Source organism: Gracilibacillus saliphilus (genome assembly GCF_010994085.1).
Classification (GTDB): Bacteria; Bacillota; Bacilli; order Bacillales; family Amphibacillaceae; genus Gracilibacillus; species Gracilibacillus lacisalsi.
In genome coordinates this window covers 21,942-36,720 of sequence record NZ_WJEB01000035.1, presented here as the reverse complement: position 1 = coordinate 36,720, position 14,779 = coordinate 21,942, and the positions used below count along the sequence as shown (strand labels likewise).

8 protein-coding genes are annotated in these 14,779 nt (G+C 35.6%); all 8 read left to right on the top strand.

The features are described from left to right. Nucleotides 1-200 precede the first annotated feature (200 nt). The 8 genes from GHT08_RS18010 to GHT08_RS17975 all read left to right on the top strand — a co-directional run bounded on the left by GHT08_RS18010 (nt 201) and on the right by GHT08_RS17975 (nt 14,768). The gene (locus GHT08_RS18010) at nt 201-1,154 is read left to right on the top strand and encodes an ABC transporter permease (RefSeq protein ID WP_163582806.1); all 954 of its coding nucleotides are present in this window, start codon (nt 201-203) and stop codon (nt 1,152-1,154) included. A gap of 12 nt (nt 1,155-1,166) precedes the next feature. Continuing rightward, the gene (locus tag GHT08_RS18005; protein WP_163582805.1) at nt 1,167-2,075 is read left to right on the top strand and encodes a carbohydrate ABC transporter permease; all 909 of its coding nucleotides are present in this window, start codon (nt 1,167-1,169) and stop codon (nt 2,073-2,075) included. Nucleotides 2,076-2,168: 93 nt separating this feature from the next. After that, nucleotides 2,169-3,779 (top strand): extracellular solute-binding protein, encoded by a 1,611-nt coding sequence (locus GHT08_RS18000; RefSeq protein ID WP_163582804.1) that lies wholly within the window; start codon nt 2,169-2,171, stop codon nt 3,777-3,779. Nucleotides 3,780-3,922: 143 nt separating this feature from the next. After that, entirely contained in the window at nt 3,923-7,036 is a 3,114-nt protein-coding gene (locus GHT08_RS17995; RefSeq protein ID WP_163582803.1) for an alpha-mannosidase, read from the top strand. A 24-nt stretch (nt 7,037-7,060) separates the two neighbouring features. Further along, nucleotides 7,061-9,784, top strand: coding sequence for an alpha-mannosidase (locus tag GHT08_RS17990; protein ID WP_163582802.1), 2,724 nt, complete (start codon nt 7,061-7,063; stop codon nt 9,782-9,784). 9 nt (nt 9,785-9,793) lie between these two features. After that, the gene (locus GHT08_RS17985; RefSeq protein WP_163582801.1) at nt 9,794-11,122 is read left to right on the top strand and encodes a glycoside hydrolase family 125 protein; all 1,329 of its coding nucleotides are present in this window, start codon (nt 9,794-9,796) and stop codon (nt 11,120-11,122) included. Further along, entirely contained in the window at nt 11,119-12,486 is a 1,368-nt protein-coding gene (locus GHT08_RS17980) for an alpha-L-fucosidase (protein WP_163582800.1), read from the top strand. The genes GHT08_RS17985 and GHT08_RS17980 overlap by 4 nt, the downstream gene beginning before the upstream one ends. Before the next feature lie 62 nt (nt 12,487-12,548). Next, nucleotides 12,549-14,768 (top strand): glycoside hydrolase family 3 N-terminal domain-containing protein, encoded by a 2,220-nt coding sequence (locus GHT08_RS17975; RefSeq protein ID WP_163582836.1) that lies wholly within the window; start codon nt 12,549-12,551, stop codon nt 14,766-14,768. The last annotated feature ends 11 nt before the right edge of the window (nt 14,769-14,779 follow it).

Sequence of the window (14,779 nt, the reverse complement as noted above, 5' to 3'; positions counted from 1 at the left end):
TCAAAATTAACATAGAGGTAAAGTTTCACATATTAGCAAACTGTGAAAGCGTTATCTAATAAAGGTTTTGAAAGGAAATAAGGAAAAGATGACAAGCTAGAACAAAAACAACATATTGATAACGTTTACAATATGTCGCTATGATGGTGTCAGATAGCAGAAAGCGAATGACCAAGTAGGGAAAAGGAGGAAAGTGATACATGAGCAGTGTAGAGTCCGCAGTATCAAATAAAGAGAAAATTAAAGTGAAGACAAAGAAGAATAGAAAAATAATTCAGAATTGGCAACTATATATTTTTATTTTGCCAGCATTCATCTATTTTATTATTTTTCATTATGTACCAATGTATGGTATTCAAATAGCATTTAAAGATTATGTCCCATCCTTAGGGTTTTTAGGAAGTGAATGGGTCGGATTTAAACATTTTATACGTTTCTTCGATTCGTACTATTTCTGGGACTTATTAAAAAATACATTAGGAATCAGTATTTACGAATTAGTGGTAGGTTTCCCGTTACCAATCATATTAGCTCTATTATTAAATGAAGCAAAAGACGGGCTTTATAAACGAACTGTTCAAACAGTTACATATGCACCACACTTTATCTCTGTGGTAGTTATTTCAGGTATGATTATTGCTTTCTTATCTCCTACAACAGGTATTATCAATCATATTATTGCATTTTTTGGCTTTGAACCAATTGCTTTTATGAGTGAACCAGCGTGGTTTAAAACAGTTTATGTACTATCAGGTGTGTGGCAAAGCACTGGTTGGGGTACCATCATTTATTTAGCGGCATTATCTGGTGTTGACCCGCAGCAACATGAAGCGGCGATTGTAGACGGGGCATCAAGATTGCAACGTATTTTGTATATCAATATTCCAACACTAGTACCGACAATGGTTATATTGTTAATTATGAACTTGGGAAATATTATGGCACTAGGTTTTGAAAAAATCCTATTATTACAGAATCCATTAAATATGGAATCGTCCAATGTAATTGCAACATTTGTTTATCAAGCAGGTTTATTAGATGCACAGTATAGCTTTGCAGCAGCCGTAGGTTTATTTAATGCAGTCATTAATGCAATTTTATTAATAGCGGTTAATCAAATTGCAAGGAAAACAAGTGAAACAAGCTTATGGTAAAGGGGTGGAGAAATGGAAACATCAACATTATATGAAACAAAAACAGATAAACTATTTAAGTTCATTGTATATTGCTTTCTAACTTTTGCGTTAGTAATTGTATTATACCCATTGATTTATATTATCAGCGCATCCATAAGTAATCCAACAGCAGTAAATACAGGCGAAATGTGGTTATTTCCAAAAGATATCACATTTGAAGGCTATCGACTGATTTTTGGAAATGATTCGATATGGCGTGGTTATGGAATGACCATTATCTATACCGCTTTAGGTACATTCATTAACTTGGTAGTAACTATTCCAGCAGCTTATGCATTATCACGAAAAGATTTCTATGGAAGAGGTTTTTTCACAGCAATCTTTGTACTAACCATGTTCTTTACAGGTGGATTAATTCCAACTTATTTAGTTGTAAGGGATTTAGGTTTAATTGATACCATTTGGGCAATGGTTCTACCGAATGCTGCAGCAGTATGGAATATTGTTATTGCGCGAGTTTTCTTCCAATCAACCATACCAAAAGGGTTAGAAGAAGCAGCAATTATTGATGGCGCATCGAATTTTAAGTTATTCTTTAAAATTATTTTGCCGCTATCTGCGCCAATTATAGCTGTAATGGCACTATTCTATGGTGTAGGACACTGGAATGGTTACTTTAACGCACTAATTTATATTTCAGACCGTGATTTATTTCCATTACAGTTAGTTTTAAGGGAAATCCTCGTATTGCAGGATATGTCATCCAATAATGCGAATGTAACTGGAGAGGCTGCTCAATTAATAAATAGCCAACAACAGTTAGCGGCAATTATTAAATATGGTGTCATGATTGTATCTTCGTTACCGGTGATTATTGTTTACCCATTTTTACAGAAATACTTTGTGAAAGGTGTCATGATTGGTTCATTAAAAGGATAGCTCAGAGGGACTTTAAGGAGGTGATGTAAAAAATATAATGCATAAGTATATCAAACAAATATCATTTAAAAAGTTAAAGAAAGGGGTTAAAAAATGAAAAAGAGTATTTGGTTAGCTATAGTTTTTGCAGTACTTTTAATATCTTTAATAGCTTGTAGTAATGAAAACACAACAGAACAGAGCACTAGTGATGGGGATAATGAATCAGAAGATGTTGCAGTAAATAAAGAAGGCTATCCAATCGTGGATGAAGAGATTACATTATCTTTAATGGCTCCAGGTACTGGTCTTGCGGATTGGGAGGACATGCCGACGTTACAGCAGTATTCTGAAAAAACAAATGTCAATTTTGAATATGATACACCACCTTTAGGTGAGTTTCAAACTAAATTGAACTTAGCTTTTGCTAGCGGAGATATAGCAGATATTATTTTTGGCGCAGGAACAGCAGATTTGACCCCAGGTATGGAAGTTGATTACGGCCAACAAGGTGTTTTACTTCCACTAGAAGATTTAATTGATGAATATGCACCGAATTTCAAAGCCTTAATGGAAGAAAATCCAGAAATAGAAAGATCCATCACTACTACGGATGGACACATTTACGCATTACCAGCAGTCAACCAACATCCTACATCAGCATGGCCAGCAGGTCCGATGTGGTATAACGGTACATGGCTGGATGCATTAGGTGTAGAAGAGTTACCGAAGACAACAGATGAACTCTATGATCTATTAGTACGGTTTAGAGATGAAGATCCGAACGGTAATGGAGAAGCAGATGAAATTCCTTTAATAGATGTGCAAATGAATAGTACAAGAAGGTGGCTCCTAGCAGCATTTGGAATGAAGGAGTGGGGCATTGAAGAAGTCGCCGGGACAGTTCGTTATGCACCAGCATCAGAGAATTACAAAGAATATTTAACGTATATGAACAAATTGTATGATGAAAAGTTACTGGATCAAGAAACATTCTCTCAAGCTGATGAACAGAAAAAAGCAAAAGGTCAACAAGATAGATTAGGTTTATTCCCTGATTGGTTCTCGTTCTTTACAACAGGACAAACGGAAGAAGAGGCAATAAATAATCCAATGTTCCATCCATTAACAAGTGATGTTTCACCTGAAATTGTATTACCAGGTAATCCTGGAATTAGTAGAGGTGCTTTTGCGATAACTTCTAATAATGAGCATCCAGAAGCTTCTATTAGATGGATTGATTATCTGTATTCACAAGAAGGGCGCGATTTCTTTGACCAAGGCCCTGAAGGTTACCTGTGGGAAGAAGGCGAAGATGGCATGCGCGAATTTAAAGAATTGCCAGCAGAATATGACAGTAGTGAAGATTATCGTGGATCATTGACACCTGCATATGGTATTACGACACCAATGCTAGTTGATTTAGTAGAAAATGCACCAAGATCTGAATTTGACTTATTTATTGAAGAAGAAACAAAAGCAAAAGTAGATCCATATGCGGAGACAGCTTATCCGTTAGTGTACTTAACGGATGAGGAACAAGAAGAAATCAACACCATTGAAGTTGATTTAGAATCTTATGTAGAACAAATGGAAGCGAAATTTATTACTGGAGTAGAACCATTATCAAATTGGGATAAATATATTGAAACAATTGAAAATATGAATATTGATCGTTATGTGGAAATTTACCAAGATGCATATGATCGCTGGGCAAGTAACTAATTCATCACGGTACAATAACAATCACTGGGATTCGAACATCCTAAGTCTTTTATAACATTATGCATGGCTCGTTATGTACATCATTTACTGAAGTATAATGACGAGCCATTGATACATCATTTCTTCCATAAGGAGAATTTACTATGTTTTTAACAGAAAAGAAATTAAATGCAAGAATACAAGAAATCGAAAAGTTTAGGTACAGAGAGGTAATAACATTAGATGAATGGGTATATACCATTGATCATGAAGCAGAAATAGGTAGATATCCACCAAATACGAGTGAAGAAAGCACAAAGATTAAACTAGGTGATCATTGGTCAGGTCGAGATTTATATGTATGGCTAACAAATGAAGTACATATTCCAAAAGATTGGCAAGACAAAAAAATTGTTGCAAGATTTGATTTTGGAGATACAGGTGCTGGTAACAATTCAGGCTTCGAATCATTATTATTTTTGAATAATCATCCATATCAAGGTGTGGATTCTAATCATAAAGAAGTTTTTTTACCATCTAACAATATAGGTGAAAAAGTCAAATTTGATTTACGCTTATGGTCAGGGTTAGAAGGTGGAGGAAAACCACAAGAACAACATTATCGATTTAAACATGCAAGTATCGCCTGTTTAGATGAAATAGTAGATGGTTTCTACTTTGATGCGAAGGTGATGTTAGAGACGTTACAACATCTTGCTGAGACACAAACAGAAAAGCAACAGTTAACACAAGTATTAAATAAAGCAATCAATAAAATAGACTGGTTAACTCCAGGTTCTGACTCTTTCTATCAGTCTGTCTATGAAGCGAGTGACTATTTATCTGATAACTTAAAACAATTAGAAAAACATAGTGATGTAATTTTCCATTGTATTGGCCATACGCATATTGATGTTGCATGGTTGTGGCGATTGAAACATACGAGAGAGAAGTCTGCTAGATCGTTTAGCACGGTTCTTCGCTTAATGGAACAGTATCCAGACTATTTATTCTTACAAAGTCAGCCACAGCTTTATGAATATGTAAAGAATGACTATCCCGAAATTTATCAAAATATTAAACGTAAAGTGAGTGAAGGTCAATGGGAAGTTGAAGGTGGTATGTGGGTAGAAGCGGATTGTAACATTCCATCAGGAGAGTCATTAGTACGTCAGTTACTTTTAGGAACTAGGTTCTTTAAAGAAGAATTTAATAAAGAGAATGAAGTGTTATGGCTACCAGACGTATTTGGCTATAGCTGGGCATTGCCACAAATATTAAAAAAATCTGGTTTCACCTCATTTATGACCACGAAAATTAGTTGGAATCAATTTAATCGCATGCCACACGATACTTTCTTTTGGAAGGGAATAGATGGTAGTGAGATATTAACACATTTTATTACAACAACAGAACCATGGCCTGAATCTACTTACTATACGTATAACGGTTATATGCAACCAAATATATTACTAGATTCATGGGAAGCATATAAAGATAAGAATGTGAATACGGATTTATTACTCGCATATGGTTACGGTGATGGTGGAGGTGGTGTAAATAGAGACATGTTAGAAGTACGAAAGCGAATGGATCAATTACCAGCACTTCCAAAAACAAAACCATCTACAGTTAGTGATTATTTTAAGAAATTAAGAAATACAATTGCGAATACAGAAGAATATGTACACACATGGGATGGCGAGTTATATTTAGAATTTCATCGAGGAACTTATACATCACAAGCATTTATGAAGAAAAACAATCGCAAACTGGAATTAGCATATCGCGAAAGTGAATGGTTGAATAGCTTGGCAGCAATTGAAGAAGGGTTTTCGAATTATCCAGGAAATCAGTTAAAAGAAGGTTGGAAAATAATTTTAAGAAATCAATTTCACGATATCATTCCAGGTTCTTCTATTAAAGAAGTGTATGAGGATGCAAAAGTTGAATATGAAGAAGCAGAACGTATGGTGGAACAAACAATTAATCAAGCATTAAAACTTTGTATAGCGGAAACAGAAAGTAACTCCTACACTATCATAAATAGTTCCTCATGGCAGCGTGATGATTGGGCATTTATTCCTAATGAAGTGGATGGAAAATGGAGAGATCATGCAGGACACCTCTTAAAATCACAAGCTACAGATGACGGGGTGGTTGTTTATGTGACAGATATTCCTGCATTGGGTACTAAGTCGATTAGTCGTGAAGAACATATCAAGGAACGACAACCTTCTGTATTTAAAAAAGGTACCAATATAATTGATTCACCATTTTATACAATTAGTTGGAATACGAATGGACAATTAACAAGTATTTGGGATAAAAAAGCAAATCGAGAATTATTACAACAAGGTCAAGTAGGCAATGACTTGCAGATTTTTGAAGATAAGCCATTAATGTTCGATGCATGGGATATTGATATTTTTTATCAGGAGAAAATAGAGCATGTTCAAGAATTAATAAGTGTGGACTGTACTGAAAGTGGCGATATTTTTATGACCGTTCATTTTGAATGGCGTTATGGAAAGTCGACCATTAAGCAAGATATGATACTGTATGCAGATAATCCTAGAATTGATTTTAAAACGTATGTTGATTGGAAAGAAAGACAGCGTTTACTAAAAGTTGCTTTTCCGGTGGATATTCGTGCAACAGAAGCTACCTATGATATTCAATATGGCAATGTAACTCGACCGACACATTGGAATACAAGTTGGGATTATGCGCGTTTTGAAACAGTTGGACATAAGTGGGCAGATATATCTGAAGCAGGGTATGGAGTCAGTTTACTAAATGATAGTAAATACGGCTATGACATCAAAGATGGTACCATGCGATTGTCGTTACTTAAATCACCGGTATATCCAGATCCGGAAGCTGATTTAGAAGAACATACTTTTACTTATGCATTGTTACCACATATGAATGATTGGCGGGAAGCGAAAGTCCATTCATTAGCTTATAACTTAAATGCACCTTTACGTGTAACCAAAGGTACATTTAAGGGTAGTGATGAATCATTTATAAAAATGAATGAAGATCATATCGAAATCGATGCGGTAAAAAAAGCAGAGGATGAGGAGTCCATTATTGTGAGGTTACATGAATTCCATGGGAGAAGGGGGAATATATCTCTGACTTGCAATAAACAAATTACTTCATGGACAGAATGTGATTTAATGGAAAATCCTATAACAGATGAACAAAAAACGAACACTGTAGACCTATTTGTGAAACCATACGAAATTAAAACAATTCGAATCAAATTTTAATTGCAAGCATGGGGGAGTTTTATAGTGAATGGAAAAAAGAAAACAATTCATATTATTTCACATACACACTGGGATCGAGAATGGTATTTGCCATATGAAAAGCACCACTATTTATTAATAGAATTTATGGATCAATTACTTGATACACTGGAAAAAGATCCAAAATTTAAGAGCTTCCATTTAGATGGGCAAACTATTATTCTAGACGATTATCTTGAAGTAAGACCTGACATGAAAGATAAAATAAAGCAGTTTATTGATGAAGGAAGAATTCATGTCGGACCATGGTATGTGCTGCAAGATGAATTCTTAACAAGTAGTGAATCAAATATTCGTAATTTACAATACGGGATAAACGACGCGAGGAAATGGGGAAATATATCCAGGGTTGGTTATTTCCCTGACTCCTTTGGCAATATGGGGCAAGCACCACAAATTCTCCATCAGGCAGGAATAAAGCATGCGGCATTTGGCCGTGGTGTAAAGGCAACGGGATTTAATAATTTAGTAAGTGAAGCAGATAGTTATGAATCTCCATATTCAGAAATGAGATGGCAAGCACCTAATGGTTCAGAAGTAACGGGTATATTATTTGCTAATTGGTATTGTAATGGTAATGAAATACCTGAGGATAAAGAAGCTGCTAAGAAATATTGGGATGGTCATATTGAAGCAATGGAAAGATATGCAGCATCAGATCATTTATTGATGCTTAATGGCTGTGACCATCAGCCAATACAAACTAATTTATCAGCTGCAATTCAAACAGCTGAAGGGTTGTATCCAGATTATGAATTTATTCATTCGAATTTTAATCAATATATACAAGCTTTAGATGAACAATTAACAGTACAAGAATTAAAGGAAGTAAAAGGAGAGCTAAGAAGTCAGCATACAGATGGATGGGGGACTTTAGTTAATACTGCATCGTCACGTGTTTATCTAAAACAAATGAACCAAGAAGTACAGACATTACTAGAAAAGGAAGTAGAGCCGTTAGCCACATTTTCTTATTTATTAGGAGAAGATGATGACAAAGATATTTTGGAATATGCATGGAAAACATTAATGCAAAATCATCCTCATGATAGTATTTGTGGTTGCAGTGTTGATGAAGTTCATCGGGAAATGGTTACACGATTTGAAAAAAGCAAGTATATGGCCGAAAGCTATAAACAAGCGACAATGAAGAAGCTAGGAGCCAAAATTGATACAACAATATTTAATAAATACGGAAAAGAACCTATTCCATTTGTTGTGTTTAACACAACAGGTCTAAAGAGAACAGGTGTAGTAACGGTGGAAATAGATTTTATGCGCGCTTACTTTGCAGGTGGTGTCAACCGTCAATCTGTAGAATCTTTTGATTTAGATCACTATATTTTAGTTGATGCAGATGGGAATGAATATGACTATCACTTAGAAGATATGGCAGTAGTATTTGATTATGATTTACCGAAGCATCAATTCAGACAGCCTTATTTAGCGAAAAGAGCAAAGGTTTCATTTGAAGCAAAGGATATCCCTTTATTCAGTCATTCTACATTCGCATTAGTGAAGGCTACGAAAAAGGAGAAGAAAAAACAACTGATAGCTTCGTCTAAAAATACACTAGAAAATAAACAGGTAAGAGTGGAAATTAATACAAATGGTTCTTTAACAATCATAGATAAAAACACAGGTCGAACTTTTTCTAATCTATTAATTTACGAAAATACAGGTGACATTGGTAATGAATATATGTACAAAGAAGCGAATGATGATTCACCGATAACGACAGAAAATGAAACTGCACAGATTCAATTAATTGAAAATTCATCTTTTCGCGCAACATACATGATTACCCATCAATTTGAAATACCAGAAAGTGCAGAAGCATTATTAGAAAAAGAGCAAAAACAGTTGGTTTGGTTTACATCTCGTAAAGCAAAGCGATCTACGAAAACAGTATTATTTACCATGCAAACAAAAGTAAGTTTAGAGAAGCATAGTACAGGTGTAAATGTAGATGTTGTTTATGATAATGATGCAAAAGATCATCGTTTACGTGTGTTGTTCCCCACAAATATTCAATCAGATGTTCATTATGCAGACGCGATTTTTGAAGTAGCCGAACGTAACAACAGGCCAGCTGATGAATGGACAAATCCAGATTATTCTCAGCATCAACAAGCTTTTGTTAGTATGTATGATTCAAAAAAAGGGATAACGATTGCCAACAAGGGATTAAATGAATATGAAGTGTTAAGAGATGAAGCGAATACTATTGCGATTACATTACTTCGAGCAATAGGAGAGTTAGGTGACTGGGGATATTTTCCTACACCAGAGGCACAGTGTCAAGGTCAACAGAAAGCTTCATTTAAAATTTATCCACACTTGGGTGGTACAACTAACGAACAGGTTTATCAACAAGCATACCAATATCTCGTTCCATGGTCTACATTGCAAATTGCTGTACAAGATGGAGAAGTTGCTAGTAAACATCAATATCTATCTTATCAAGCAAAAGACAATCTTGTGCAAACATCACTTAAAGTTGCGGCTAATAAAGAGGACATTATGATTCGCTTTTTTAATATGACCAATAAAGAATCATCTATTGAAATTAAAGAACAGGAGAACATAGCAACAATTTATGAAAGTAATGTACTTGAGGAAAAAGTCAATGAATGTATCGATAACATGCAGGTATATGTAAAGCAATTCGAGATTAAATCAATCGGAATTATTCCTAGAAGAAAGTAGTGAACGATAATGGCACAAGAGCTTACACCGACAATAAAGCAATTTATAGAGAAAGTAAAGCAACATTTCCAAGATGATCCAAAGTTAATGGAAATGTTTGAACAGACATTTATCAATACGTATAAAACAACCATTCGCCCTCAAGTAGATGGGACAACATTTGTCATAACTGGGGATATACCAGCAATGTGGTTACGCGATTCTGCTGCACAAGTGCGACCATATTTATTGTTAGCAGAACAAGATCAAGGTATCGCTAAAATGATAAAAGGGGTTATCCAAAAGCAATTTTTTTTCATCAATCACGACCCATATGCAAATGCATTTAACGAAACAGCAAATGGAATGAGATATCATAACGATCAAACCGAAATGACAGATTGGATATGGGAGAGAAAATACGAGATTGATTCATTATGTTATCCAATCCAGTTAGCATATCTTTACTGGAAAGCGACAGGGGACACGACTCATTTTGACGACTCATTTGTAGAAGCAGTATCAAATATTTTACATGTATGGAGAACAGAGCAAAATCATCAGCAGTCTAACTATCACTTCGTTCGTGATAATTGTCCAGAACAAGATACATTATCAAATGACGGATATGGTGCACCTGTTGGTTATACAGGGATGACCTGGAGTGGATTTAGACCTAGTGATGACGCATGTCAATATGGCTATTTAATACCAGCGAATATGTTTGCCGTTGTATCATTACGACAAATAACAGAAATTGCTAAAAGTATTTTACATGATAGTGCTATTGTTGAAGAGGCTTCGCAATTAGCAATGGAAATAGAAAGTGGAATTAAACAATATGGTATTGTCAATCATCCAACCTATGGAGAAATTTATGCATATGAAACAGACGGAATAGGTAACTATGTGATGATGGACGATGCGAATGTACCAAGCTTATTGTCCATGCCATATTTAGGTTATTGTTCTTTTGACGATCCAATTTATGTAAACACAAGAAGATTTATTTTTAGTGAAGAGAATCCATATTATTTTGAAGGAAAAGTGGCAAAAGGAATAGGAAGTCCTCACACACCAGATCAATATATATGGCACATTTCTCTAGCGATTCAAGGACTAACTGCAATTCACGAGGAAGAAAAGCAATACATCATAGAACTATTTAAGCAAACAGATGCAGGGTTGAATTTAATGCATGAAGGCTTTCATGTAGATGACCCAACTCAATTTACTAGACCATGGTTTTCATGGGCAAATTCCATGTTTAGTGAATTTGTACTTAGTAGAATCGGTTGGATTGTTGCAGGTAGCCCTTTATGTACATTTGAGGATAACAAAGGGGGTAAGGGTTTGTGAGTGAAGAAAAGTTAGTAGATCAAGGTGTGCATAATTATTTATCTGAAAAAAATTGGATTGAACCAAAAGAAGACATATTAATGGAACGCTTAGAATGGTTTAAAGATCAAAAGTTAGCATTGATGATGCACTGGGGACCGTATTCACAAATAGGGTTAGTTGAATCCTGGGCATTAAGTGATGATGATGGTGATTGGTCTCGAGATGAGGTCGATTGGACAGAAGATATGGAAGATTTCAAAAGAGAATATTTTGATTTAAACAAGACATTTAATCCCATTCGCTTCCAACCAGAAAAATGGGCAGAACTTGCTCATCATGCAGGGTTTAAATATTTAATTTTCACCACAAAACATCATGATGGTTTTTCCATGTGGGATACCAATGAGACAGAATACAAAATTACTGGCAAAGCCTGTCCGTTTCACTTGCATAAATATGCTGATATCACGAGAAATGTATTTGATGCATTCAGAGATAAAGGAATCGCAATTGCCGCTTATTTCTCCAAAGCAGACTGGCATACCCCCTATTATTGGGCACCTGGTATGGAAAGAGGCAGTAATATGTGGCGTGGCCCATCATACGATCCAGAACAATTCCCTTGGTTGTGGGATAAATTTATTTCCTTCACACATAATCAAATAATGGAGCTTATGACGAAATATGGAAGGATAGATATCCTTTGGTTAGATGCAGGTTGGGTTGGTAAGCGCAATCAAGATATTCGGTTAGGAGAAGTAGTAGAAAAGGCACGCAAACATCAACCATGGTTATTGACTGCGGATCGAACAGTTGGTGGATTATATGAAAATTATATTACACCAGAACAAACAATACCAGAACACCCCATTCATGTACCATGGGAGAGTTGTATATCGATTGCAACTTCGTTTGCCTTTAAATTTGAAGATGAATACAAATCATTGCGAGAGATCATTCATACATTAGTTGAAATTGTGTCTAAAGGTGGAAATTTAGCACTAAATGTTCCACCACAACCTGATGGAAGACTACCGAGAAAAGCAGTGGAACTTCTACAATCATTAGGTGAATGGATGAAAGTAAACGGTGAAGCAATTTATGGTACACGGATGATTGCACCATACTTTCAAAATAACTTAGCTTTCACGAAGAAAGACAATGCAATCTATTGTTTTCGTTTATTGGAAGAAGAGGAGATGCCTTATCAAGAAGAATCTATTTTTATTCCTATATCTGAAGAAATTGCACGTGTTGAATGGTTAGGTGTGAATCAGCAATTGACATTTGAATACAAAGAACAAGGACTGCAAATTCATGTACCACATGTAAATGAAGAGGAGGTTCCAATCGCCTACGTATTTAAATTAGTGAAAAGGTAACTGAGCTTGTAAAGAGGTGATGAGCATTGATAACACAACAAGTAGAACAATTATTGAAACAAATGACCTTGAAAGAAAAGGTTGGACAATTGAACCAAAAATTATATGGATGGCAAGTATATAAAAAAAACGGAAGTAAATATGAATTAACAGATATTTTTAAAAAACATGTAGAAGAATTTCAAGGGATTGGTGCCCTTTACGGGTTATTTCGTGCAGATCCATGGTCTGGTGTACATTTTGGTAATGGTATTCCATTGGAAGATAGTAAACAAGTGACAAATTTAGTCCAACAATATTTGAAAGAAAACACAAGGTTAGGCATACCTGCTTTGTTTTCGGAAGAATGTCCACATGGTCATCAAGCGTTAGATAGTACGATTTTTCCAACACATATTGGATCTGGTGCGACATGGAATCCAGTATTACAGCGAAAGGCATCTCAATATGTTGCAAAAGAATTAAGTGAAAAAGGCGTACATCTTGGCTTAGTTTCCACATTAGATATTGCACGAGATCCTAGATGGGGAAGAACAGAAGAATGTTTTAGTGAAGACCCTTATCTAGCATCAAAAATGACAGAAGCTGTTGTCAAAGGGATGCAAGGGGGAGAAAGTGATACAACAGAAGTGCTTGCAGTATTAAAACATTTTGCTGCTCAGGGATCAGCAACAGGTGGCCATAATGCAGGACCTGCTTTAATTGGTGAACGAGAATTAAGAGAGATACATATTCCTGCAATGAAAGCGGGTATTCAATCTGGTGCCTTAGCTTGTATGGCAGCATATAACGAAATCGATGGTATACCATGTCATGCTAATCACTTCTTACTGACGACTATCTTGCGAGAAGAGCTCGGATTTAATGGGGTTGTAATGGCTGATGGTGTTGCATTAGAGCGATTACTTCATTTAACTAATGATAAAGAATTAGCAGCAAAATCTGCACTAGAAGCAGGTGTCGATCTAAGCCTATGGGATGACATTTATACGCAAATAGAAACAGCCGTAGTAAACGGAATAATAAGTGAAGAAACACTGGACCAAGCTGTTAGAAGAATACTTTACGTGAAATTTTTATTAGGTTTATTCTCGAACGATTATAAAACAGAAGATACTTCATTTGCAGATAGAGAAGAAGGCAAAGAGCTTAATTTAGCTGTAGCGCGAGAATCTATTACACTACTGAAGAACAGGGGAAACATTTTACCTTTAAACAAAGATAAGAAAGCGATTTCGGTTATCGGACCAAATGCTGATAGTGTTTATAACATGCTTGGGGACTATACACCGCCACAAAGAGAAGGTGCAGTTGTTACGATTAAAGATGGAATCGCTCAGACTGTTGGAAAGGATTGTGATGTCTTCTATGCGAAAGGCTGTGATATTCGTTCTACAGATACATCAGGTTTTGAGTATGCCAAAGAAATTGCAAGAAAATCAGATGTAATTATAGTTGCGCTAGGTGGCTCTAGTGCGAGAGAGTTTGGGATGGCATTTCATAATAACGGAGCAGTAATGAATGTAGGCAAAGCAGAGATGGATAGTGGTGAAAATATTGACGTGTTAGACCTTGATTTAGGTGGCGTGCAGGAGGAATTAGTAAAAGAATTAGCATGTATAGGTACACCCATTATCGGGGTTTTTATTCAAGGAAGACCTCATAGTATTTCACATATTGAACAGTATTTAGATGCCATTTTGATCGGATGGTATCCAGGACAACAAGGAGGTAAGGCAATTGCCGAAGTCATCTTTGGTGAAGTGAATCCAAGTGGGAGATTACCTATTTCCATTCCTTTTCATTCAGGACAATTACCTGTTTATTACAATTATAAAGATAGTGGTGGAAAAAGAGAATACTATGATGGTTTAGGAGAAGCGATGTACTCCTTCGGTTACGGACTCTCTTACTCGACGTTTCATTATCAATTCACATCAGTCGAAACTGCACGTATTACACAAGAGTGCTTAAGTCAAGCAGAAGAAGTGAGGATACCTGTTCAAGTTACAAATCAAGGTCCATATGATGGTAATGTTGTTATGCAATTATATATGAAAGATCTTCAATCATCTGTGACACAACGTATCAAAGAACTAAAAGATTTTCGGAAAGTCTGGTTACAAGCAGGTGAATCAAAAACTATTACATTAACGTTGCAGGAAGAAGACTTGTCTATATGGAATTTGCACATGAAACAAGAGGTAGAGAAAGGTACGGTTTTACTTATGATTGGTGATTCTCCAGATCGATTAATAGAAAAAGAATTAATTATTGAATAAATGGGGGATGG